This window comes from Lysobacter enzymogenes, from assembly GCF_017355525.1.
Classification (GTDB): Bacteria; Pseudomonadota; Gammaproteobacteria; order Xanthomonadales; family Xanthomonadaceae; genus Lysobacter; species Lysobacter enzymogenes_C.
The window spans coordinates 2,559,283-2,583,492 of the sequence record NZ_CP067395.1 but is presented as its reverse complement, the minus strand read 5'-3'; the positions used below and the strand labels follow the sequence as shown (position 1 = coordinate 2,583,492).

Here is a 24,210-nt window from a genome sequence, read left to right as displayed (position 1 = left end):
TTGCGCAAAGTGCGTTTCTGTCTGCCACAGTGAACGAAAATCACCGTTTCTCACCGGAAATGCCGGCTATCGGAAATCTTCCGCGGCTTGATCGTCATCACGGTTTTCATCACGCGCCCTTAACGATAAACAGGCGCAGCCTGTCCGCGATGCACACGAGATTCGCACCTCGAATGTGCGTTGTCGGCGCTTAGCCGGTCTCGCCCCACGCAGACGCAGGCACGGCCGTCCAAACCTCAGGGCACGGAGCAGCGCAAGGCTGCATTCGGAGGACGTGATGGACACCCAAGGCATTCGTAAGGCCCTTTCCTACAGCCTGCTGGCCGCGTGCATCTTGACGATCACGGTATCGGCGACCGGCTGCTCGGGCTCGGGCGGCGTCAAATCCAGCTTCAATCCCAACCCGGGCGGTCCGGGCGGCCCCGGCGAGCCCGGCGGCCCCGGTGGTCCGGGCGAACCGGGCGGTCCCGGCAATCCGGGCGGTCCGGGCAATCCCGGCGGCCCCGGCGATCCGGGCGGGCCGGGCAATCCCGGTGGCCCGGGCAATCCCGGCGGCCCCGGCAATCCGGGCGGTCCGGGCAATCCCGGCGGGCCGGGCAGCACCTCCAGCAATGCGGTGGGCTCGATCATCAGCACCGTCGGCAATCTGGTGTCCGGCGTCGGCAGCGGGGTGAGCTCGCTCGGCGCGCAGATTCCGAACCAGGCGCTGCTCGGCGGCAACAACCCGACCACGCAAGGCCTGGCCAAGGTCGTCGACGACCTCGGCAAGACCGTCAGCGGCCTCGGCAGCGCCACCAGCGGCGGGCTCGGCCAGATCGGCAACATCGCCAATCCGGTCGGCACCACGGTCGGCGGCGTCGACAATCTGGTGGTCAACGTCGGCACCACCGTGGACGACCTCGGCAAGACCGTCGCCACGGTCGGCGCGTTCCAGGGATCGCCGATCCAGCCGCTGACCAGCGCGGCCGGCGGGCTGGTCTCGGGCGTCGGCGGCGGGGTCAAGACGGTCGGCGGCAAGCTCGGCGGCGTGCTCGAAGGGCAGGCCGGGCAGCAGCTGACCGGCGCGCTGAGCCAGATCGCGACGCCGGTGGCGGGCCTGTTGCAGGTCAACGGCGGCACCGCCGGCGGCAACGGCGGCGGCAATCTGGTCGCGAACGTCTCGCGCGGCGCGGGCGGCGTGGTCGGCGGCGTGGCTTCGGCCGGCGCCGGTCTCGGCGCGGCGATCAGCGGCGCGCCGGTACCGGGCGGCGCGGCCGGCGTGACCGGTCTGGTCGGCGGTGCGGTGACCGGACTCAGCGGCAACCTCGGCACGGTCGGCACCGGCATCACCGCCGGGCTCGGCAACGCCGGTTCGATCGCCAATCCGGTCGGCGTGACCGCGGCCGGCGCGACCACCGCGGTCGGCGGCATCGGCGTTACGGTCGGCGGCGTCGGCACCGGGCTGGCCAGCGCCGGCGCGGCGACTCCGCTTGCGCCTGTGACCAATTTGGTCGGCGGCGCGGTGGCTGGCGTCGGCGGCGGCGTGACCCAGGTCGGCACTGCGGCGACGGCGGCGGTCAACGGGCCGCTGCAGCCTGTGACTCAGGGGCTGAGCACGGTCGTCAACGGCGTAGCCGGGGCGACCGGGCTCAACAATCAGAACGGCGGCCTGCTCGGCGGCGTGCTGGGCAACGCCACCGGCGGCAACGACAAGGGCGGCCTGCTCGGCACCGGCCTGCTCGGCGGCAAGAAGGGGGCCAAGCCGTAACCGTCGGCTGGGTTCTGGTTGGGGTGTGATCCGCCGCGCGGGAACGGCCATGCGCCGTTCCCGCCGCGGCATAACGACGTAGATTGGACGAGAGTCTTGCGGATGCGCGCCCGGCCCAGGGCCGACGCGCCTTCCTTTTGCGGCGCCCGCGGTCGCCCCGCGACGGCCGGCGCCGATTTCGCAGCTTGCCGACGATCGACAAGGGGCCGCGCATGGCTACAGGGCTTTGGGGAAAGCGCTATCCACTCGCGCTGGCGATGTCCGCGTGTTTGTACGCGAACCTGCCGGCATCCGCCCAAACCGCCCCGCCGCGATTGCCGAGCACCGGCAATCCGCTGCAAACGCTGCCGCAGGCGCCGCTGCCGAAAGGCCCGTCCAAGGTCGAGACCACGGTCGCGCCGCAGCAGAATCCCGAGATGGCCGCGTTCCTGGCGCTGGAACTGACGCCGACGCGATTCGAAGTGTCGGGGGTGAAGTCGGTGCCGTTCGACGATGTGATCGGCCTGTTCAAGCCGCTCGCCGGCCGGCAGATCACCGTCGCGCAACTGCTGACCGCGGCCGACGCCTGCACCAAGCTCTATCGCAAGCACGGCTACGCGCTGTCGTTCTGCTACGTGCCGACCCAGGACTTCGCCGACGGCGCGGTGCGGGTGGTCGCGGTGGAAGGCTATGTCGCCCAGGTGCGCATCCAGGGCAAGGCCGGGAAGCTGGAGCGCAAGATCCGCGCGATCGCCCAGCGCATCGTCGACGACCGGCCGCTGCGGCAGAAGACCTTCGAACGCTATTCGCAGATCCTCGGCTTCCTGCCGGGCGCGAAGATCGGCCTCAACGTGCCGGCGCCGACGACCACCGACGGCGCGACCTCGCTCGACGTCACCGTCGCGGCCAAGCGCTTTGATGCCACCTGGGCGCTGGAATTCAACCATCCCGGCACCCAGGGCCTGGCGACGCTGAACCTCAATGCGCTGACGCCGCTGGCCGAGCAATGGAGCCTGGCGGCGCTGTATCCCGACGGCCGCGGCGACGAGCGTTTCTACAGCGCCGCATACCAGCAATTGTTCGGCAGCGACGGCTGGATCGGCCGCGCCGAAGGTTCGCGCTATCGCGGCGTGCCGGTCACCCAGACGCCGCTGCCGGCGTTCCTGGACCATCGCGTCGAACAGGACCGTTACGCGCTCGGCGCGCGCTATCCGCTGAAGCTGGAGACCGAGCGCTCGCTGTTCCTGTCGCTGGGCGCGTACGCGGCCGACCAGTCCGACCGTTACCTCAACACGATCAACGGCGCGACCCTGGAGCAGCGCTCCAAGACCCGGGTGGTGCAGGCCGGGCTCGACTTCGCCCAGGCCAAGAAAGACCGCGCGCGCCAGGTCAGCGTGCAGATCGCGCGCGGCCTCGACGCCTGGGGCGCCAAGGCCGAGACCCTGACCAACATCGGCGGGGCGATCCTGCCGGCGGCCAGCGACGTGGCCTTCACCCGCTACAGCCTCGGCTATGCGCAGAGCCGGGCGTGGAAGGACCAGCGCTACCTCGCGGTGCTGCGCGCGACCGCGCAGTACACCCGCGACCGCTTGCCGTCGTCGGAACAGATCAGCTTCGGCGGCAGCCGCTTCGCCCTGGCCTACGATCCCGGCGAGACCTCCGGCGACCGCGGCTGGGGCGTAGGCCTGGAGCTGAGCCGCAACTTCAAGCCGGACACGCGCTGGCTGAAGGCGGTGTCGCCTTACCTCAGCGTGCAGCACGCGCAGGTGTCGCTGAGCGACGGCCGGCGGCCGGCGCCGAACCGGCTGGGCACGGTGGCGTTGGGCGTGCGCTTGTCGGACAACAAGCATTACAACGTCGACTTCGCGTATGCGAAGCCGACGGCGGACATGCCGTTGGAAACCGACGACCGCAAGCCGCGGTGGAATCTGAATTTCTCGTATCAGTTGCCGTGAGGCGGCGACGGTGGGCGTGAGGCGGGCGGCGGCCGTGCGGGGTGCGCCGTGGTTGCGGTGTCGCGGTCGCGGCTCGCGCCGCTCCTGCAGGGGGGTTCGTATCCGACTGTAGGAGCGGCGCGAGCCGCGACCGCGCCAATCCGATGACGGCGAAACTCGGCCGACGACGCGGGACCCGCCCGCGCGCCGCTTACTCGTGATCGAGCAGGTGCTGCAACACCGCCTCGCCATAACGATCCAGCTTGCTCGCGCCAATGCCCGGAATCTGCGCCAGATCGTCGAGGTCGTCCGGCGCCTGCTCGGCGATCGCGCGCAGGGTGGCGTCGTGGAAGATCACGTAGGCGGGGACGTTCTGTTCGCGCGCCGTGGTCGAGCGCCACTCGCGCAGGGCGTTGAAGCGGATCAGCGCGTCCGGGGCGAGGTCGGCGACCGCCGCGGCCGCGGCCGCCGCGCCGGCGCCGCCGCGCGATTTCTTGCCGCCGGCGCCGCGCGCGGGCTTGGCGGTTTCGGCGCGGAAGCGCAGGCTGCGCTCGCCGCGCAGGACCGGGCCGGATTCGCCGGTCAGGCGCAGCGCGCCGTGGCGTTCGATGTCGGCTTCGAGCAGGCCGCCGGCGACGAGCTGGCGGAACACGCTGCTCCACTGGCGCGCGTCGAGGTCGGCGCCGATGCCGAAGGTGCTGAGGTCTTCGTGGCCGAAGCGGCTGACTTTCTCGGTGGCCTGGCCGCGCAGCACGTCGATGATGTGGCCGGCGCCGAAGCGCTGGCCGGTGCGGTACACGCAAGACAGCGCCTTGCGCGCGGCGGTGGTGCCGTCCCAGCTCTGCGGCGGTTCCAGGCAGTTGTCGCAGTTGCCGCAGTCGCCCGGATGCGGTTCGCCGAACCAGCCGAGCAGGCCTTTGCGCCGGCATTCGGTGGATTCGCAATAACCCAGCAGCGAATCGAGCTTGCGCAGCTCCACCCGCTTGCGCTCCTCGCCGGCTTCGCCCTGCTGGATCAGCTGGCGCAGGCTCACCACGTCGCCGAGGCCGTAGCACAGCCAGGCCTCGGCCGGTTCGCCGTCGCGGCCGGCGCGGCCGGTTTCCTGGTAATAGCCTTCGATCGACTTGGGCAGGTCGACGTGGGCGACGAAGCGCACGTCGGGTTTGTCGATGCCCATGCCGAAGGCGATGGTGGCGACCATGACCACGCCGTCTTCCTGCAGGAAGCGGCGCTGGTTGCCCGCGCGCGTCTCCGCCGGCATGCCGGCGTGGTACGGCAGGGCGTGGATGCCGGCGGCGACCAGTTGTTCGGCCACGGTCTCCACGCGCCGGCGCGAGAACGCGTAGACGATGCCGCTGTCGCCGCGGTGGGCGGACAGGAAATCCAGCAGCTGGCGGTTGCCGTTGTCCTTGTGCACGACCCGGTAGCGCAGGTTCGGGCGGTCGAACGAACTGACGAAGCGGCGCGCGTCTTCCAGATTGAGCCGCTCGGCGATCTCGCGCTGGGTCGGCGCGTCGGCGGTGGCGGTCAGGGCAATGCGCGGAATGTGCGGCCAGCGCTCGTGCAGGATGGTCAGTTCGCGGTATTCGGGGCGGAAATCGTGGCCCCATTGCGAGACGCAGTGGGCCTCGTCGATCGCGAACAGGGCGATCTTGGCGCGGTCGATCAGGTTCAGGCAGCGCGCGGTCAGCAGGCGCTCGGGCGCGACGTACAGCAGGTCGAGTTCGCCGGCCAGCAGTTCGCGTTCGATCCGCGCGGCGTCGTCGGCCGACAGGGTGGAGTTGAGGTAGGCCGCGCGCACGCCGAGCTGGCGCAGCGCTTCGACCTGGTCCTGCATCAGCGCGATCAGCGGCGAGACCACCAGGCCGCAGCCTTCGCGCACCAGCGACGGAATCTGGTAGCACAGCGACTTGCCGCCGCCGGTGGGCATCAGCACCAGGGCGTCGCCGCCGTCGACCACGTGCTGGACGATCTGCGCCTGTTCGCCGCGGAACGCGGTATGGCCGAAGACGCGGTGGAGGATTTCGAGTGCGGGGGACGACATGGGCCTAGTTTAACGGCGCGGCCGCGCGCGGCGGTCGGAGAATGCCGCGCGCGGGCTCGGAAGCCGCCGCGGCGGCGGGTCGGGGCGTTGCGGGAGGGCCTTCAGGCACGGCGCTTCGGGCCCAGGTCGCGGCGGGCGGACCGGCAAGCGTCGGGCCTGAAGGCCCTGCCACGAGCAAGGCCTGCAAACAAGAAAGCCCCTCCCCGCGAGGCGGGAGAGGGGCTTCGGGGCCGCGGCCCGACCGGCGTTCGCCGTGCCGGGCCCGGCGCGCTTACTGCAGCAGCGAACGCAGCATCCAGGCGTACTTCTCGTGGGTCTGCAGGCGCTGGGTCAGCAGATCCTCGGTCGGCGCGTCGTCGACGTCGTCGGCCTGGTCGAGTACCTTGCGCGCGGTGCGGCACACCGCTTCGTTGCCGACCACCAGCTGGCGTACCATTTCGCGCCAGTCGGCGGCGTCGGTCAGGCCCGGTTCTTCCGGAATCGAGGACAGGCGCACGAACTCGGCGTACGAACCCGGGGCGTTGAAGCCCAGGGCGCGGATGCGCTCGGCGATCTCGTCCAGCGCGGTCCACTGCTCGTTGTACTGGGTCTCGAACATGACGTGCAGGCTGTTGAACATCGGCCCGGTCACGTTCCAGTGGAAGTTGTGGGTCTTCAGGTACAGGGTGTAGCTGTCGGCCAGGAAGCGCGACAGACCCTCGGCGATCTTCTTGCGATCGGCCGGCGAGATCCCGATATCGATCGAGGGACCGCGGTCGCCCGGGCCGGGCGAGGCCGCCGGGCTCACCGGCGCTTCCTTGCCGGACTTGCCGGGTTGGGTCTTGTCGGACTTGTTGGACTTGGCCATGTGCGACTCCTTCATTGGGGGACGTGCATTGGAGGACGGGGTTCCGGCGATCCGGACGTTGTTTCTATGGGGTCCGGACTTTGCGGCGACAATAGGCGCAGTCGCCGCGGAAGTGAAATGGTTTGTTTTTAGCGCTGCAATGCAGACGATCTATCGATGAATACCAGTCAATCCAAACAGTCTAGGCAGGGCGATGCGAGCGCTGCGTTACGGCAGGCCCGCCGCGCCATCGACGGCGCGCTGAGCCGCGACCGCGCGCGCCTGCACGGGCTGTGGTCGCGCTGGAGCGGCAAGCCCGGCGACGCGGCCGCGCAGGACGCGTTCGCGCGCGCGCTGGCCGCCTCGACCGCGCAGCGCGAAGCGCGCGCGGCCGCGTTGCCGCAGGCGCCGGTCGACCCGGCTTTGCCGATCGCGGCCGAAGCGCAGCGCATCGTCGAGCTGATCCGCAAGCATCCGGTGGTGGTGATCGCCGGCGAAACCGGTTCGGGCAAGACCACCCAGCTGCCGAAGCTGTGCCTGGCCGCCGGCCGCGGCGCCGCCGGCCTGATCGGCTGTACCCAGCCGCGCCGGATCGCCGCGCGCGCGGTCGCGCGGCGCGTGGCCGAGGAACTCGACACCGAACTCGGCGGCGCGGTCGGCTACCAGGTGCGATTCAACGAGAACGTCGGCGAACGCACCGCGGTCAAGTTCATGACCGACGGCATCCTGCTGGCCGAAATCCAGTCCGACCGCTGGCTGTCGGCCTACGACACCATCCTCATCGACGAGGCGCACGAGCGCAGCCTCAACATCGATTTCCTGCTCGGTTACCTCAAGCAACTGCTGAAGAAGCGGCCGGACCTGAAGGTGATCGTGACCTCGGCGACGATCGACACCGAGCGCTTCGCCGCGCATTTCGACGGCGCGCCGGTGGTCAGCGTGGAAGGCCGCGGCTACCCGGTGTCGGTGCGCTACCGGCCGCTGGAAGGCGAGGGCGAAGGCGAAGGCGCCGACGGCCGCGCGCGCGAGGCGCGCGGCGGCGAGCGCTCGGTCAACGACGGCATCGTCGCGGCCTGCGACGAAATCACCCGCGAGGATCCGCGCGGCGACGTGCTGATCTTCCTGTCCGGCGAACGCGAGATCCGCGACGCGCACCAGGCGCTGGAGCGGCGCAAATACCGCGAGACCGAAGTGCTGCCGCTGTACGCGCGGCTGTCGGTGCGCGACCAGGACCGGGTGTTCAATCCCGGCCCCAAACGCCGCATCGTGCTGGCGACCAACGTCGCCGAAACCTCGCTGACCGTGCCGCGCATCCGCTACGTGGTCGACCCGGGCCTGGCCCGGGTCAAGCGCTACAGCCCGCGCGGCAAGCTCGACCGGCTGCACATCGAACCGATCAGCCAGGCCAGCGCCGACCAGCGCAAGGGCCGCTGCGGGCGCATCAGCGAAGGCACCTGCTACCGCCTCTACAGCGAGCCGGATTTCGAATCGCGGCCGCGCTACACCGATCCGGAAATCCGCCGCGCCGCGCTGGCCGGCGTGATCCTGCGCATGCTCTCGCTCGGCCTGGGCGATATCGAGGCGTTCCCGTTCCTGGAACCGCCCGACAGCCGCGCCGTCGCCGACGGCTGGCAGCAGCTCAACGAACTCGGCGCGGTCGACGAGCAGCGCAAGCTCACCGCCACTGGCCGCACCATGGCGCGCTTGCCGGTCGACGTGAAGCTGGCGCGCATGCTGGTGGCCGCGAACCAGCACGGCTGCCTGCGCGAGATGGTCGCGATCGCCGCGTTCCTCGGCATCCAGGACCCGCGCGAACGCCCGTCCGACCAGCGCGCCGCGGCCGACAACGCGCATGCGCTGTTCGCCGATCCGCGCTCGGAATTCGTCGGCATCCTCAAGCTGTGGGACGCTTACCAGCACGCGCATCAGGAACTCACTCAATCCAAGTTGCGCGGCTGGTGCGAGAAGCACTTCCTCGGCTTCCTGCGCATGCGCGAGTGGCGCGAGCTGCACCGCCAGTTGAAGCTGCTGTGCGACGAACTCGGCTGGCGCAGCGGCGAGGCCTCGCCCGAGCCGCTCGACGCGGCCGGCTACGCGACCTTGCACCGCGCGCTGATCGCTGGCCTGCCGACCCAGATCGGTTTCCGCGGCGACAAGGGCCTGTACGACGGTCCGCGCGGGCGAAAGTACACCTTGTTCCCGGGCTCGCCGCTGGCCAAGAAACCGCCGCCGTGGCTGTTGTCGGCGACCCTGCTCGACACCGAGCGGGTGTGGTCGATGACCAATGCCTCGATCGAGCCGGACTGGGCGATCCAGGAGCTTTCGCACCTGCTCGCGCGCCGCCACCACGACCCGCGCTGGTCGCGTTCGCAGGGCCGCGTCGTCGGCAGCGAGCAGATCAGCCTGTTCGGGCTGGTGCTGGCGCCGAAGCGGCCGATCCACTACGGCGCGCTGTATCCCGAGGAAAGCCGCGCGATCTTCGCCCGCGACGCGCTGGTCACCGGCGAGATCAACACCCGCGCCGGGTTCCTGCCGCGCAACCTCGCCGTGCTGGCCAAGGCGCGCGAAGAAGAAGCCAAGCAGCGCCGCGCCGGCCTGGTGGTCGACGAGGAGTGGATGGCGCAGTGGTATCTCGACCGCCTGCCGCCGCAAGTGCACAACGCGCAGGCGCTGGACGCTTGGTACAACAAGCTGGCCGCGAACGAGAAGGCTGCGCTGGAATGGAGCGCCGACGATCTGATGATCGGCGGCGAGAGCGAGGCCGCGCGGTTCCCGCCGTACCTGCAGCTCGGCCAGGCCAGGCTGGCGGTGCGCTACCGCTTCGAGCCCGGCGCGCCCGACGACGGCATGACCCTGGCGGTGCCGCTGCACCTGCTCAACGCGCTCGACCCGGCGCAGCTGTCGTGGCTGGCGCCGGGTTTCGTCGCCGACAAGGCCGCGGCGCTGATCAAGTCGCTGCCGAAGGCGCTGCGGCGCAATTTCGTGCCGGCGCCGGATTTCGCCAAGGCGTTCTACGAAGCCCATCCCAAGCCCGAGGCCGACGATTTCGTCGGCACCCTGGCGCGGTTCCTGCGCAAGCTCGGCGGGGTCGAGATCGCCGCGACCGATTTCGATCCGGGCTCGATCGAAGCGCATCTGCGCATGAATCTGCGTTTGCTCGAATACCCGGGCGGCGGCGACGGACGCCGCGGCAAGGGCGAACCCAAGGGCGAACCCGTCGTGCTGGCCGAATCGCGCGACCTCGACGAGCTGCGCGCGCGCTTCGGCGAACGCGCCGCGCGCGCGTTCGCGGCGCGCGCCGCCGACGGCCTGGGCCAGCGCGGCTTGACCGCGTTCCCCGAGCAGCCGATCCCGATGTCGGTGCCCGGCGCCGCCGGCGTGCCGGCGTTCCCGGCCCTGCACGACGACGGCGACAGCGTGTCGCTGCGCGTGCACGCCGAACGCGAGGCGGCTTGGCGCGCGCATCCGCGCGGGGTGCGGCGCCTGCTCGCGCTGGCGATGCTGGAAAAGCTCAAGCAGGCGCGCAAGCAGCTGCCGATCCAGCCGAAGATCGGCCTGCTGTACGCGGCGATCGAATCGGCCGCGCCGCGCCAGGAGCGCGATTCGCTGCTGCGTCAGGCGCAAGCCGGCAACGCCGGCGGCCGCGCCGCGCTGGATCGTCCGCGCGACGGCGACCGTTTGCGCGAGGATCTGGTCGACGGCGCGGTGCAGTCGCTGCTCGGCGAGGACGCCGAGCTGGTGCAGGTGCGCGACGCGGCCGCGTTCGAGCAGCGCCGCGACGAGGTCGCGCGCAAGCTGTTCCCGGAGGCGATGGAGCGGCTGCGCCAGGCCGAGGCGATCCTGGCCGCGGTGGCCGAGGTGCGCGCGCGCCTGGACTCGCCGCTGATGGGTTGGGCCAGCGGCAATCTCGACGACATGCGTGCGCAGCTGGCGCGGTTGACCCCGCCGGGCTTCCTGCGCGACGTGCCGACCGCGGCGCTGGCCGAGTACCCGCGCTACCTCAAGGCGCTGGCGACCCGCGGCGAACGCGCGCTGCGCGATCCGGTGCGCGATCAGGCGCGCATGCTCGAGCTCAAGCCCTTCGTCGACGCGCTCGACGCGGCGACCGCGGCCGGCGCCGGCGACGACGCGGGCTGGCAGGCGCTGCGCTGGGAGATCGAGGAGCTGCGCGTGTCGCTGTTCGCGCAGGAACTGGGCGTGCGCGGCGGGGTGTCGCCGAAGAAGCTGGCGCAGCGGTTGGCGGGGTTGCGCGGCTGAGCCGCGCTTCGGGTTTCGTTCCCGAGGCGAGACTTTCGCCGACATCGCCGCGCCGAAACGACGAAGGCGGCCTTTCGGCCGCCTTCGTTCGCTACGGGCCGCCGCCCGCCGCTCATTCCACCCGCTTGACCTTGGCCTTCTGCGTCTGTCCCTCGGCCTCCAGGTACCAGCCGCCCATCAAGCCCGGGCGGATGGTCACCTTCGGCGCCGGGATCGGCTTGCCGATGAACAGCGAGCCTTCGATGACCCGCCAGCGCTGGCCGTTCTCCAGTTCCAGCACGGTGCCGCTGGACCAGCCGCGGAACTCGCCGGCCTTGAGCTGGCTCACCAGCGGCTCCTCCGGCCCGTGGCGGTCGAGCAGGCCGCGGCGTTCGGAACGCACCTGCTTGGCGGTTTCCTCGACCGCGCTGGCATGGTCCTGCGACAGCAGCTGGTCGAGCAGCTGGATCTGCTGCGACGACAGCGTGTCCAGGCCGGTGGCCTTGAGCTGCTCGGCGCTCAGGCGCTGCTGCAGCGGCACGTAGGAACGCTCGGCGCCGTGGGCGGCGGCAGCGAGGGCGAACGACAGGGCAACGGCCAACGGCAACGACACTCGCATGCTTGAACTCCGGCGCTGAGGCGAAAGCGGGGCGAAAGCGGAAGGACGCCCCGCCGTGCGGCGGGGCGCGGGGAATCACTTGACCCGGACCACCTTGGCGCGGGTGTTGTAGCCCTGCACCGACAGGTACCAGGCGTTGCCGATGATGCTCGGGGCGATGCGCACCTGCGGCGAGTCCAGGTTCACGCCCGGCAGGTCGGCGTTGTCGTCCTGGCGCCATTCCTGGCCGTTGTCGAGGACGAAGGTCATGCCGCGCGAGAAGCCTTCGAAACGGCCGCTCATGCGCGCCACCACCGGCTCCTTGGCCGGGCTCTTTTCGAAGAAGCCGCGGCGCTCGTGCGCGGTTTCGCTCTTGGCCTTGTCGGCGGCCTTGGCGGTTTCGGTGTCGAGGGTGCGGTTGAGCCAGGCGTTCAGGTTGGCCAGCTCCTGGTCGCTGAGCTTGGTCAGGCCGGAATTCTTGAACTGCTCGGCGCTCATCTGCTGTTCGATCTTCTGCTGCGCCAGCGCGGCCGGCGCGGCCAGACAGGCGGCCAGGGCGAGCAGCAGCGGGGCGAGGGCGAAGCGGCGTGACGCGGTGGGGGCGATTGCGGACATTCGTACGGTTCCTCGGCTGTTACTCGGGACGGATGCTCGCTAGTGTAGACGCTAGCTCCTCCCGCTTCTCCACTCCCCCCGCAGTGAACGCTTCCGCCGAACCGCCCGAACCGCCCCTGTCCGACGTCCTGGCCCTGCCCGCGGCGTCGGCCCTGTCCGCGCCGCTGCGCGCCGCGATGCACGGCGCCGCCGCCGCGGCGCAAGCCGGCGAGGGCGCGCTCGACCCGCCGCCGGTGGTCGCCGCCACCCTCGACGCGCTGGCGATGCTCGGCGCCGACGGCGACACCGTCGCCGCGGCGCTGCTGCACGCCTACCCGGGCTGGGCCGCGGCGCTGGGCCCGGGCTGGGAGCGCGAGCATCCACTGGTCGCCGCGCTGCTCGACGGCCAGCGCGCCGCCGAACAGGTGTGGGCGCTGCACGCCGAACCCGGCCGGCAATCCGGCAGCGAAGGCCTGCGCCGGCTGCTGCTGGCGATCGTGCGCGACCTGCGGGTGGTGCCGATCCTGCTGGCGCGGCAGCTGGCGCGGCTGCGCCACGCCGACCGCCTGGCGCCGGCGACCCGGCGCGAACTGGCCGCGCTGACCCGCGACATCCACGCGCCGCTGGCCAACCGGCTCGGCATCTGGCAGCTCAAGTGGGAACTCGAAGACCTCGCGTTCCGCCACCTGGAGCCGCAGACCTACCAGAAGATCGCGCGCCTGCTCGACGAAAAGCGCGTCGACCGCGAGCGCTACATCGAGCACGTCAAGCACGTGCTGCGCGAGGCGATGGCCGCGCAGGGCGTGCGCGCCGAGATCGCCGGCCGGCCCAAGCACATCTACAGCATCTGGAAGAAGATGCAGCGCAAGGACGTGCCGATCGGCGAGCTCTACGACCTGCGCGCGGTGCGGGTCATGGTCGACGACCTGGGCGCGTGCTACGCCGCGCTCGGCGTGGTCCACGCGCAGTGGACGCCGATCCCGAGCGAGTTCGACGACTACATCGCCCGGCCCAAGCGCAACGACTACCGCTCGCTGCACACCGCCGTGGTCGGGCCGGAAGGCAAGACCCTGGAAGTGCAGATCCGCACCGTCGAGATGCACCGCCAGGCCGAACTCGGCGTGGCCGCGCACTGGAAGTACAAGGAGGTCGGCAGCCACAGCGCCGACGCCGCGTTCGACCGCAAGATCGCCTGGATGCGGCGCCTGCTCGACACCAAGACCGAGGGCGGCGGCGACGAGGCGCTGGCCGGCGAACTCGACACCGAGCTGGTCGAGGACCGCGTCTACGTGCTCACGCCCAAGGGCGAGGTGATCGACCTGCCGGCCGGCGCGACGCCGCTGGATTTCGCCTACCACGTGCATACCGAGGTCGGCCACCGCTGCCGCGGCGCCAAGGTCGACGGGCGGATCGTGCCGCTCGACCACAAGCTGCGCAGCGGCGACCGGGTCGAGATCCTGACCGCGAAGACCGGCGAGCCGCGCCGCGACTGGTTGGTCGCGGCGAACGGCTTCCTCGCCAGCAACCGTTCGCGCGAAAAGGTCCGCACCTGGTTCCACAAGCTCGACCGCTCGCGCAACGAGGCGGCCGGGCGCGAACTGCTGGACAAGGAACTGCGCCGGCTCGGCCTGCTCGGCGCGGAACTGGCGCCGGTGCTGGAGCGCTTCAGCCTGGCCAGCGACGGCGATCTGTACGTGCAGGTGGCGCTGGGTTACCTGGGCCCGCATCAGGTCGGCCGCGCGCTGCTGGAGCACGAGCGCGCCAGCGCGGCGCCGGCCGCGCCGGCGGCGGCGTCGAGCGTGCTCGCGGTGTCTTCGCGCAAGCCGCCCGGCAAGGCCACCGACTTCACCGTCGAAGGCGTCGGCAACCTGCTGGTGCAACTGGCGCGCTGCTGCCAGCCGCTGCCGGGCGAGCCGATCGTCGGCTACCTGACCCGCGGCCGCGGCGTCAGCGTGCACCGCCCCGGCTGCGCCGCGTTCGAGCGCCTGGCCGCGGCCCAGCCGCAGCGGGTGCTGCCGGTGGAGTGGGGGCGCAAGGGCTCCAGCTACGAAGTCGACATCGAAGTGCTGGCGCTGGACCGCAAGTGGCTGCTCAAGGAAGTCACCAACGTCATCGCCCAGGGCAATGCGCACGTGCTGAGCATCCGCAGCGACGTCGAGCGCAACGGCTCGCAGGTGCGGCTGCGCTTCCGCCTGCGCGTGGGCGACTACGGCCAGTTGTCGAACCTGCTCGGCAAGCTGTCGTCGCTGCCCGGGGTGGAGTACGCGCAGCGCAAGTAAGCGGTGGAACGGCTTGGGTTCCGATGCTTGGGCTGTTGTGGCGGGACTTCAGTCCCGACGCTTTTGTTGCCGGTCGCCGCGTACCGAGCGAAAGGCGTCGGGGCTGAAGTCCCTCCCACACGAATCCCCTCGCGCCGTCCACGCGCCGAACCCTGCCTGAGCTGAGGCGAACACCCGTGTGGGACGGCCTTCAGGCCCGACGCTTCCGGCTCCGACGAAGCCGAACCCACCGACCGCCACCGCACAAGAACCGCACGCCTCCACCGTCGTCCGCCCCAACTGCCGCCGCCGCGCGCAACCTCGACGCAATCGCGATCGTCATCCGCGCAGCGCTATCCTGTGCGCCGTGAATCCGCGCCCGCCCGCCAGCCCCGATCTCGCCGCCGCCCCGCCGGGCGGCGCGCGCATCGAACCGGCCGCGGGCGACTGGACCGAACTGGATTTCGACGCCGCCGCGCGGCGCCGCCCGCCCGAAACCGAAAGCGCCGGCGCGCGCGACTGGCTCGCCCGCCATTGGCCGCGCGCCGCCCTGATCCTGGCCGTCGTCGCGGTGTTCGCCGCGCTGGCGCTGTGGCGCCAGCCGCTGTCGGAATGGGTGTGGCCGGAAACTCGCCTGCAACGCCTGCGCGACCAGGCCGCGCAGGCCCTGTCCGAAGGCCGGCTGAGTTCGCCCGACGGCCGCGGCGCGCGCGAACTCTACGAAGCCGCGCTGGCGGTCGACCCCGACCGCAGCGACGCCCGCGACGGCCTCACCCGCACCGGCGCGATGGCCTTGCAGCAGGCGCGCCAGGCCATCGACGGCAGCCATTTCGAATTCGCCCGCCAGCGCATCGAACTGGCGCGCGACCTGGCCATGCCGCGGGCCAAGGTCGAACCGCTGGCGCAACTGCTGCGCCAGCGCGAAGCCGCGCATGCCGGGCTCGACCGGATGGTCGCCGCCGCCGCCGGCGCGCGCGAGCAAGGCCGCCTGGACGGCGCGCCCGACGCGGCGCTGCCGCTGTACCTGCGCGTGCTGGAGCTGCAACCGCAGCGCAACGACGCGCTGGAAGGCCGCGACGACACCCTCGCCGAACTGCTGCAACAGGCGCGCCAGGCGCTGGAGCGCGGCGAACTGGTGCGCGGCGCGCAGGGCATCGCCCGCGCCCAGCAGGCCGACCCCGGCCACGCCGACCTGCCCGACAGCCTGACCTTGCTCGAATTGCGGGTCGAGCGGCGCCGCGGCGAAGCGGCGCAGGCGCTGCGCCGGCAGCGTCTGGATCTGGCCGCGGAGGCGTATCGCGATCTGCTCGCGGTGCGCGCCGACGATGCCGCGGCGCGCGAGGGATTGACCGCCGTGGCCGCGGCGCATGCGGAACGCAGCGAACGGTTGGCCGCGGATTTCCGTTTCGCCGACGCCGAGGCCGAACTCGATCTGGCGCGCGAGCTCGCCCCGGCCGCGCCGGCGGTGGCGCTGGCGCACCAGCATCTGGACCGCGCGCGCGAATCGCGCAAACGCTTCGATCAGGAAGGCCCGGGCCATCGGCGCCAATCGCTGCAGCGGCTGCTGGCCGAAGCCGCCGCCGCCGAACAGCGCGGCGACCTGCTGACCCCGCCCGGCGACAGCGCTTACGACAAACTGCGCGCGGCCCAGGCGATCGCGCCGCAGGACCCGGCGGTGCGCGCCGCCGCCGCGCGCCTGCTGCCGGCGGCCAAGCGCTGCTTCGAACGCGAACTCGGCGGCAACCGGCTGTCGCGCGCCGGCGAATGCCTGGACGCGCGGCGCGCGCTCGAAGGCGGCGGCGTCGCCGTGCGCGACGCCTCGGCGCGGCTGGCGCAGCGCTGGATCGGCGTCGGCAGCGAGCGCCTCGGCGCCGGCGAACTGCGCGCCGCGCGCGCCGCGTTGCAGGCGGCGCGTTCGCTCGACGCCAACGCGCCCGGGCTGGCCGAACTGGCGGCGCGGGTGCAGGCGGCGGGGGCGGCGAGCAACTGAGGGCGGGGTCCGGCGATACGCCGTTCGCTCAGCCTGCCGGCCGCTTGCCAGACCCGATCCGCACACCTGGGCGATAATGCCGCCCATGCCCGACCGCCCCACCTCCCGAATCCCCAGCCCGCCCCTCCCGCGCACCCGCGCCGCGGAGCCGCGCTGACATGAGCGACTCCGCCGTCCCCGCCTGCGCCGACGTGTGCGCGGCGATCGTCACCTATCACCCGCAGATCGAGCTGCTGCGCGCCGTCGTCGCCGCGGTGCGGCCGCAGGTCGGCCGGGTGCTGATCTTCGACAACGCCAGCCCCGGCGCCGAAGTCGCGGCCTTGTTCGACGAACTGCGCGCGCAGGGCGTGCAGGTGCTGCGCAGCGAACGCAACGTCGGCCTCGGCAGCGCGATCAACCATGCCGCGCGGCTCGCGCGCGAGGCCGGGTTCGCGCAGATCCTGCTGATGGACCAGGACAGCCTGGTCGGCGCCGGCATGGTCGCGACCTTGCAGCGCAGCCTGCGCGAATTGCAGGCGCAGGGCCCGGTCGCCGCGGTCGGCCCGCAGTTCCGCGACCAGCGCACCGGCGCGGTCGCGCCGTTCGTGCGCATCGCGTTTCCGCTGAACCGCAAGCTGTTCGGCGGGCCGGGGCAGACGGTGGACTGCGACTTCCTGATCACCTCGGGCAGCCTGCTGCCGCTGGACGCGCTCGACGCGGTCGGCGGCATGGACGAGGGTTTGTTCATCGACAACGTCGACATCGAATGGAGCTCGCGCGCCAAATACCGCGGCTACAAGCTGTACGGCGTCTGCGACGCGCACATGCAGCACCGCATCGGCGACCTGGTCGCGATCAGCGCCCTGCTGCCGGCGTACAAGACCGTGGTGCACAGCCCGACCCGGCTGTACTACATGATGCGCAACCGCGTGCTGCTGTACCGCCGCGCCGAGGTGCCGGCGCGCTGGACCGCGCAGGACCTGCCGCGGCTGGTGCTGAAGTTCGTCGGCACCGCGGTGTTCCTGAGACCGCGGCTGGGCTATCTGCGGGCGATGCTGAGCGGCTTGCGCGACGGCATCGCCGGGCGGTTGGGGCCGATGCCGCCGCGTGGGTGAGGGCGCAGGTTGCGTCGTTGGCGCGGTGTCGCGGTCGCAGCTTGCGCAGCTCCTACAGTCGGATACGGAGCCGGCCGGAGTTCTTGTAGCTGCGACCGCGACACCGCGCCTGCGTCGAAGCCGGCCGCAGCCGGCCGCAGCCGGCGCGCAACCCCGAACCCCGCCCGCAAAACTTTGCCGATCCGGTCGCCCGGCCTGAACCAATGCCCAATCGCGGGGTCGGATTCTCCAACCTCCACCCAGGGCACCGCCGGCGCGCCTCCCGGACGCCTGCGCTAGACTTGCCCGCGACTCAACGCACAGCATCTCCGTGGCCCGAATCGATTACGACGAAGACGAGCACGACGACAACGACGGGCAGGCCGGGCCGGGCTGGCGTCGCCGGCTGGTGACCTGGACCCTGGCCGCCGGCGGTCTCGGCCTCGGTTTCCTGATCCCGTACACGCTCTATCTCAACCACGAAGTCGGCGAACGCTTCGGCCAGCTGCAGTGGCAGATCCCGACCCGGGTCTACGCGCGTCCGCTCGAAGTCGCGCCCGGCGCGGCGCTCGACGCGGCCACGCTGAAGACCGAACTCGATGCCGCGTCGTACCGCGAGGACGGCGGCGAGCGCCCGGGCACCTACGCCCGCGACGGCGGCCGCTTCACCATCGCCAGCCGCGGCTTCAACGACGTCGACGGGCCGGTGCAGCCGCGCCGGATCGAAGTCAGCGTATCCGGCGGCCGCGTCGCCGCGGTGCGCGACCTGACCAGCAAGAAAGCGCTGCGCGTGGCGCGGCTGGACCCGGCGCGCATCGCCACGCTGTACGGCCAGAAGCAGGAAGAACGGCGGCTGGTGCGGATCGAGGAAGTGCCCGAGTTGCTGGTCACCGGTTTGCAGGCGGTCGAAGACCGCGACTTCAACCACCACTTCGGCATCGACCTGTCGGGCATGGCCCGCGCCGCGTTCAAGAACGTCGCCGCCGGCCGCGCCAAGCAGGGCGCCAGCACCCTGACCCAGCAGCTCGCGCGCAGCGGCCTGCTCGGGATCGGCCAGGAACAGACCCTGACCCGCAAGGGCAAGGAGATCATCTACGCACTGCTGATCGAGGCGCGCTACGACAAGCGCACGATCCTGGAGGCGTACTTCAACCAGGTCTACCTCGGCCAGCGCGGCTCGCAGGCCATCCACGGCGTCGCCGCCGCGTCGGAGTTCTGGTTCGGGCGCGATCTGCGCGACCTCAACACCGAGCAGATCGCGCTGTTGATCGGCATCGTCCGCGGCCCGTCGTACTACGACCCGCGGCGCAATCCCGAGCGCGCGCTGGGCCGGCGCAATTTCGTCCTCGGCGAGATGCTCGAAACCGGGCTGATCAAGCAGGAAGAACACGACCGCGCGGTCAAGACGCCGCTGGAAATCACCCAGAACCCCGGCAACATCGCCGCCAACCGCTTCCCCGCGTACGTCGACCTGATCCGCCGCCAGCTCGCCCGCGACTATCCGGCCGATGCGCTGGCCGGCGCCGGCCTGAGCGTGATGAGCGGCATGTCGCCGGCCGCGCAGGCGCAGGCCGAAGGCGCGGTCGCGCGCACGCTCAAGAGCCTGGACAACAAGCGCCGCCCGCCGCTGCAGGCCGGGCTGGTGGTCACCGACGTGCACAACGGCGAAGTGGTCGCCGTGGTCGGCAGCCGCGAATTCACCCAGCCGGGCTTCAACCGCGCGGTCGAGGCGCAGCGTCCGGTCGGCTCGCTGCTCAAGCCGTTCGTGTACCTGCTGGCGCTGGCGCGGCCGAGCGAGTTCAACCTGTCGACCTGGATCGACGATTCGCCGGTGACGGTCAAGCTCGGCCGCGGCCGCAACTGGAACCCCGGCAATTCCGACGGCCGCAGCCACGGCCTGGTGCGCATGGTCGATGCGCTGGCGATGTCGTACAACCAGGCCACCGTGCGCGTCGGCATGCAGGTCTCGCCCGAAGCGATCGGCGAACTGACCCAGAAGCTCGCCGGCATCCAGGCGCCGAACAATCCCTCGCTGATCCTCGGCGCGGTCGACCAAAGCCCGTACGCGATGGCCCAGCTGTACCAGTTCCTCGCCTCCGGCGGCGAAGTGCAGCCGCTGCACGCGGTGCGCGGCGTGCTCGACGCGCAGGGCAAGGCGGTCAAGCGCTACGACAAGGAACCCGCGCCGGCGCAGGAAGGCGACGCGATCGCCGCGCGCCTGATCACCATCGCCCTGCAGCAGGCGGTCACCAACGGCACCGGCCGCCAGCTGATCGGCGACGGCCTGGGCAAGCTGCAGCCGGCCGGCAAGACCGGCACCAGCAACGACGGCCGCGACAGCTGGTTCGCCGGCTGGACCGGCGATCATCTGGCGGTGATCTGGGTCGGCAACGACCAGAACCAGACCACCGGCCTGTACGGCGCCACCGGCGCGATGCGGGTGTGGTCGGCGATCTTCTCGCGCCTGCCGACCGCGCCGCTGCAGGTCACCGACAAGGGCATCGACTGGCAGCCGGTGATCGGCAGCAACAGCACCGACGCGGCCTGCGCCGGCGCGCGCCGGTTCCCGTTCGTCGCCGGCTTCGCGCCGCAGTACGCGCCGTGTCCGGCGCCGCAGCCGGAAGCCGAGGAATCCAGCGGCGGCGGCTGGCGCGAATGGTTCGGCATCGGCAAGGACAAGGACGAGCCTGCGCGCGAGCCGGCGCCCACTCCCCCGTCCCCGGAGCAGTAATCGATGATCCGCATTCCCCCGCGCGCCGCGTATCGCGGCGCCGCCCTGGCGACCCTGGCCGCGCTCGCCGCGGCCTGCTCGGTCGCGCCGCCGCAGCCTGCGGCGCTGGCCGAAGCCAACTTCAACGGCGAAGCCGCGGTCGCCCAGGTGCGCGCCGCCGGCGCCGCCGCGCGCGAGCTCGATGTGCAGCCGCTGCGCGACACCCAGGTCGAAGACCTGCGCCAGAAGGCCGATGCCTTGGTCAAGGCGCGCAAGTACGCCGACGCCGCGGCCGCGCTCGATCAGGCCTTGCAGATCAACGCCGACGACCCGGCGCTGTTGCAGGAGCGCGCCGAAGCGGCGCTGCTGCTGCATCGCCTCGACGATGCCGAGCGTTACGCGCAGAAGGCCTTCGACGGCGGCTCGCAGGTCGGCCCGCTGTGCCGCCGGCATTGGGCGGCGATCGCCCAGGCGCGCCAGGGCAAGCTCGACGGCGTCAACGCGGCGATGAAGCTGGCCCAGCGCCAGGACCATTACGACGCGCTGGTGCCGCAACGCGACGGCCTGATCAAGTCGCGCAAGCAGGCGCAGGACAAGATCGCGGTCTGCACCGTCGCCGCGCCCGCCAGGTACTGACACGCCGATGGATCCCAGTCGCCTCGGCGTCGCCAGTCGGGCCGCGCTGAGCGACGGCGGCGAGATCGCGCGCAAGCTCGAAACCTTCGCCCCGCGGCCGGCCCAGCAGGATCTGACCGCGGCGATCGCCGACGCGTTCGAAAGCCGCGAGACCCTGCTGGCCGAGGCCGGCACCGGCACCGGCAAGACCTTCGCCTATCTGGTGCCGGCGCTGCTGTCGGGGCTGAAGACCATCGTCTCCACCGGCACCCGCGCGCTGCAGGACCAGCTCTATCACCGCGACCTGCCGCGGGTGCGCGATGCGCTCGGCGTGGGCTTGAAGACCGCGCTGCTGAAGGGCCGCGCGAATTATCTGTGCCGCTATCGCGTGGAGCAGGCCAAGGGCGAGCCGAAGTTCTCCTCGCGCGATCTGGCCGCGCAGTTCCAGCGCATCGTCGCCTGGTCCGGGCGCACCCGCCTGGGTGACTTGGCCGAACTCGAAGCGCTGCCGGAAGAATCGCCGCTGCTGCCGATGGTGACCTCGACCGCGGAGAACTGCCTCGGCAGCGAATGCCCGTTCTACGCCGACTGCTTCGTGGTCCAGGCGCGCCAGCGCGCGCAGGCGGCCGACGTGGTGGTGGTCAACCATCATCTGCTGCTCGCCGATCTGGCGCTGAAGCAGGAAGGCTTCGGCGAAATCCTGCCGGGCGCGCAGGCGTTCGTGATCGACGAGGCGCACCAGCTGCCCGAGCTGGCCGCGCAGTTCTTCGGCGAGGCGATCAGCGCGCGGCCGCTGGTGGAACTGGCGCGCGACGCGCTGGCCGAATGCAAGAGCGTGACCGGCGCGCTGGCGAGCCTGCAGGTGCCGGCGCGCGACCTGGAGCATTCGGTGCGCGTGCTGCGCACGGCGATGGACGAACTGCCGGTGCGCGGCACCCGCCGCCGCGCCGGCGAAGTGCCGGCGGTCGAGGACGCGTTCGACAACCTGGAAGCGGCGCTGGCCAATCTGCGCGACGCGCTGGAACCGCTGCGCGGCGCCGCGCCGGGCTTCGACAGCTGCCACGCGCGCGCGGCGGAGTTCATCGAACGGCTCGCCCGCTGGCGCGGCGCGCCGGTGCCGCGTCCGCCGCCGGAGCCCGAGGAAGACGACGATTTCTCGCCGCCGCGGCGCGAGGAGATTCCGGCCGAGGCCGAGAACCAGGACGCGTTCGCCGCCGCGCAGGAAGCCGCCGAAGCGCAGACGCCGCCGGAAGGCCGCGACGGCAGCGTGCTGTGGTACGAGCTGACCGCGCGCGGTTTCCGCCTCAGCCGCACCCCGCTCGACGTGGCCGGGCCGCTGGCCGCGCACCGCGAACGTTCGCGCGCGGCCTGGGTGTTCACCTCGGCCACGCTGACCGTCGGCGGCAATTTCCAGCACTACGCGCGCAAGCTCGGCCTGTTCGAGCCGAAGACCTTGCTCGCGCCGAGCCCGTTCGACTGGGCCACGCAAGCCTTGATGTATCTGCCGCAAGGGCTGCCCGATCCGGTCGTGCGCCATTACAACGAGGCCATGGTCGAACGCCTGCGGCCGGTGCTGGAAGCCTCCGGCGGCCGCGCCTTCGTGCTGTTCGCCTCGCACCGCGCGCTGCGCGAGACCGCCGAACTGCTCAAGGACGGGCCGTGGCCGCTGTTCGTCCAGGGCGAGGCGCCGCGGCACGTGCTGCTGGAGCGCTTCCGCGCGTCCGGCAACGGCGTGCTGCTCGGCGCGGCGAGTTTCCGCGAGGGCGTGGACGTGGCCGGCGAGGCGCTGAGCGTGGTGGTCATCGACAAGCTGCCGTTCGCCGCGCCCGACGACCCGGTGTTCGAGGCGCGCCTGGACGCGATCCGCCGCCGCGGCGGCAACCCGTTCCGCGACGAACAGCTGCCGCAGGCGGTGATCGCGCTGAAGCAGGGCGCCGGCCGGCTGATCCGCAGCGAAAGCGATCGCGGCGTGCTGGTGCTGTGCGACCCGCGCCTGCACAGCAAGAGCTACGGCCGCACCTTCCTGGACTCGCTGCCGCCGCTGCCGCGCAGCCGCCGGGTCGAGGACGTCGCCGACTTCTTCGCCGGCCGTCCCTTGGCCCTAGAATCGGCCTCGTCCGCGCGCGACGGCGAGGACTACTACTACCGCTGAATGCGGTCGACGCTGGAGGGGCAGGCCATGAGCGAACAGGAACCGGCGGCGCGCAAGCCGCGCGTGCACGGATTGGGCGGAGTGTTCTTCAAGGCGCGCGACCCGGCCGCGCTGGCGCAGTGGTACCAGCGCCATCTCGACCTGGACGTGCAGGGCTGGGGCGGCGCGCTGCTGCGCTGGCGCCGCGCCGACACCGGCAGCGACGCGGTCACGGTATGGGCGCCGTTCGGCGAGGACAGCGAGTACTTCAAGCCCAGCGACAAGCCCTACATGCTGAACCTGCGCGTGGACGATCTGCAGGCGACGCTGCAGGGGCTGCGCGAGGAAGGCTGCCAGGTGCTGGACCGGTACGAGGAGTCCGAGCAGGGCAAGTTCGGCTATGCGCTGGATCCGGAAGGCGGCTTGCTGGAACTGTGGGAGCCGGCGGCGGGGTACTGAGGCGGCTGCTCAAAGGGCGATGCCGTCGTTCCTCCGATTTTCGGCGACCCTCCCTACCGTCATTCCCGCGAAAGCGGGAATCCAGGGCTTTTCGTGCGAGAACGCCGCGATTTCGATGTTCGGCTCAGCAGTAAAGCGGAGCCCGCTTCCGCGGGAACGACGACACGAACAAGCCCCGCCCACCGCCCCAATCACGCCACCCACGCCCATCCGCGCGATAATCGCCCGATGAAACTCCTCGCCTTCGAAACCTCCACCGAAGCCTGCTCCGTCGCCCTGTGGCTCGACGGCGACGTGCGCGAGCGCTTCGAACTGGCGCCGCGCCGTCACGCCGAACTGTCGCTGCCGTGGGCCGAACAACTGCTGGCCGAGGCCGGAGTGAAGCGGCGCGAGCTCGACGCCGTGGCCCTGAGCCGCGGCCCCGGCGCGTTCACCGGCGTGCGCCTGGCCATCGCCCTGGCCCAGGGCGTCGCGCTGGCGCTCGATGTACCCGTGATCCCGGTCTCGACCCTGGCGGTGCTGGCCTTGCGCGCGCAGCCGCCGGCCGCCGGCGCCGCGCCGCAGCGCGTGCTCAGCGCGATCGACGCGCGCATGGGCGAGGTCTACACCGCCGCCTACGAACTGCGCGACGGCGAGCCGCACGCGCTCGACCGCGAAGCCGTGCTCGCGCCGGATGCGGCGCAACTGCCCGGCGACGGCGACGGCTGGTTCGGCGTCGGCACCGGTTTCGCCGCTACCGACGGCGCCCTGCGCCAGCGCCTGGGCGCGCGCTTCGCCGCGATCGACGCCGACGCGCTGCCGCACGCCGCCGATCTCGCGCGCCTGGCCGCGGCCGCGTACGCGCGCGGCGAGACCGTCGCGCCCGAACGCATCGAGCCGGCGTACCTGCGCAACAACGTCGCCCTGACCATCGCCGAACAGGTCGCGCTGCGCGCGCGCTCCTCGTAACGCATCGCCGTCCGCGGCCGGTGGTTTACCGCCACGCCTGCGACCGACGGCTCCCGTCCAATCCCCCG

Annotated in this window: 17 protein-coding genes; 11 read left to right on the top strand and 6 right to left on the bottom strand. The window is 71.7% G+C overall.

Annotation, left to right across the window (positions count from 1 at the left end; genetic code table 11):
• Positions 1–277: 277 nt before the first annotated feature.
• Together JHW38_RS10675 and JHW38_RS10670 are read left to right on the top strand one after the other, a co-directional pair.
• Positions 278–1,747 carry a collagen-like triple helix repeat-containing protein gene (locus tag JHW38_RS10675; RefSeq protein WP_278249812.1) on the top strand — a complete coding sequence of 490 codons (1,470 nt, stop codon included), beginning with the start codon at positions 278–280 and terminating at the stop codon, positions 1,745–1,747.
• Between the two features lie 314 nt (positions 1,748–2,061).
• Positions 2,062–3,681, top strand: coding sequence for a ShlB/FhaC/HecB family hemolysin secretion/activation protein (locus JHW38_RS10670; protein ID WP_207525879.1), 1,620 nt, complete (start codon positions 2,062–2,064; stop codon positions 3,679–3,681).
• Positions 3,682–3,871: 190 nt separating this feature from the next.
• Here the strand turns inward: JHW38_RS10670 and recQ are convergent, their stop codons facing one another.
• The 3 genes from recQ to JHW38_RS10660 form a co-directional block, all read right to left on the bottom strand.
• Positions 3,872–5,704 carry a DNA helicase RecQ gene (recQ, locus tag JHW38_RS10665; RefSeq protein WP_207525878.1) on the bottom strand — a complete coding sequence of 611 codons (1,833 nt, stop codon included), beginning with the start codon at positions 5,702–5,704 and terminating at the stop codon, positions 3,872–3,874.
• A gap of 4 nt (positions 5,705–5,708) precedes the next feature.
• Complete coding sequence (locus JHW38_RS25935) at positions 5,709–5,876, bottom strand: DUF6053 domain-containing protein (protein ID WP_428995318.1); 168 nt, start codon at positions 5,874–5,876, stop codon at positions 5,709–5,711.
• Between the two features lie 99 nt (positions 5,877–5,975).
• Positions 5,976–6,551, bottom strand: a complete 576-nt coding sequence (locus JHW38_RS10660) for a Dps family protein (RefSeq protein ID WP_207525877.1) — start codon at positions 6,549–6,551, stop codon at positions 5,976–5,978.
• Between the two features lie 156 nt (positions 6,552–6,707).
• On the opposite strand from JHW38_RS10660, the gene hrpA reads away from it, so the two are divergent.
• Positions 6,708–10,787: an ATP-dependent RNA helicase HrpA gene (gene hrpA / locus JHW38_RS10655; RefSeq protein WP_207525876.1), complete on the top strand. Its 4,080-nt coding sequence runs from the start codon at positions 6,708–6,710 to the stop codon at positions 10,785–10,787.
• 112 nt (positions 10,788–10,899) lie between these two features.
• Here hrpA and JHW38_RS10650 read toward each other — a convergent pair whose 3' ends face one another.
• Both JHW38_RS10650 and JHW38_RS10645 read right to left on the bottom strand, forming a co-directional pair.
• The gene (locus JHW38_RS10650; protein WP_207525875.1) at positions 10,900–11,385 is read right to left on the bottom strand and encodes a hypothetical protein; all 486 of its coding nucleotides are present in this window, start codon (positions 11,383–11,385) and stop codon (positions 10,900–10,902) included.
• Between the two features lie 75 nt (positions 11,386–11,460).
• The gene (locus JHW38_RS10645) at positions 11,461–11,979 is read right to left on the bottom strand and encodes a hypothetical protein (protein ID WP_207525874.1); all 519 of its coding nucleotides are present in this window, start codon (positions 11,977–11,979) and stop codon (positions 11,461–11,463) included.
• Positions 11,980–12,155: 176 nt separating this feature from the next.
• On the opposite strand from JHW38_RS10645, the gene JHW38_RS10640 reads away from it, so the two are divergent.
• Positions 12,156–14,237, top strand: coding sequence for a RelA/SpoT family protein (locus JHW38_RS10640; protein WP_242691383.1), 2,082 nt, complete (start codon positions 12,156–12,158; stop codon positions 14,235–14,237).
• Here JHW38_RS10640 and JHW38_RS25930 read toward each other — a convergent pair.
• On the bottom strand, positions 14,165–14,356 hold the full coding sequence (locus JHW38_RS25930; RefSeq protein ID WP_428995299.1) for a DUF6053 domain-containing protein: 192 nt from the start codon (positions 14,354–14,356) through the stop codon (positions 14,165–14,167). The genes JHW38_RS10640 and JHW38_RS25930 overlap by 73 nt on opposite strands.
• 227 nt (positions 14,357–14,583) lie before the next feature.
• On the opposite strand from JHW38_RS25930, the gene JHW38_RS10635 reads away from it, so the two are divergent.
• The 7 genes from JHW38_RS10635 (at position 14,584) to tsaB (ending at position 24,142) form a co-directional block, all read left to right on the top strand.
• Positions 14,584–16,206 carry a hypothetical protein gene (locus JHW38_RS10635; protein WP_207525872.1) on the top strand — a complete coding sequence of 541 codons (1,623 nt, stop codon included), beginning with the start codon at positions 14,584–14,586 and terminating at the stop codon, positions 16,204–16,206.
• 158 nt (positions 16,207–16,364) lie between these two features.
• Entirely contained in the window at positions 16,365–17,300 is a 936-nt protein-coding gene (locus JHW38_RS10630) for a glycosyltransferase family 2 protein (RefSeq protein WP_207525871.1), read from the top strand.
• Between the two features lie 310 nt (positions 17,301–17,610).
• Positions 17,611–20,010: a penicillin-binding protein 1B gene (gene mrcB, locus JHW38_RS10625; RefSeq protein ID WP_428995298.1), complete on the top strand. Its 2,400-nt coding sequence runs from the start codon at positions 17,611–17,613 to the stop codon at positions 20,008–20,010.
• A gap of 3 nt (positions 20,011–20,013) precedes the next feature.
• On the top strand, positions 20,014–20,625 hold the full coding sequence (locus tag JHW38_RS10620) for a hypothetical protein (RefSeq protein WP_207525870.1): 612 nt from the start codon (positions 20,014–20,016) through the stop codon (positions 20,623–20,625).
• A gap of 7 nt (positions 20,626–20,632) precedes the next feature.
• Complete coding sequence (locus JHW38_RS10615) at positions 20,633–22,756, top strand: ATP-dependent DNA helicase (RefSeq protein WP_207525869.1); 2,124 nt, start codon at positions 20,633–20,635, stop codon at positions 22,754–22,756.
• Between the two features lie 27 nt (positions 22,757–22,783).
• Positions 22,784–23,194 carry a VOC family protein gene (locus JHW38_RS10610; protein WP_207525868.1) on the top strand — a complete coding sequence of 137 codons (411 nt, stop codon included), beginning with the start codon at positions 22,784–22,786 and terminating at the stop codon, positions 23,192–23,194.
• A 228-nt stretch (positions 23,195–23,422) separates the two neighbouring features.
• A complete protein-coding gene (gene tsaB, locus JHW38_RS10605; protein ID WP_207525867.1) occupies positions 23,423–24,142 on the top strand; it encodes a tRNA (adenosine(37)-N6)-threonylcarbamoyltransferase complex dimerization subunit type 1 TsaB in 720 nt (239 codons plus the stop codon).
• Positions 24,143–24,210 lie beyond the last annotated feature (68 nt).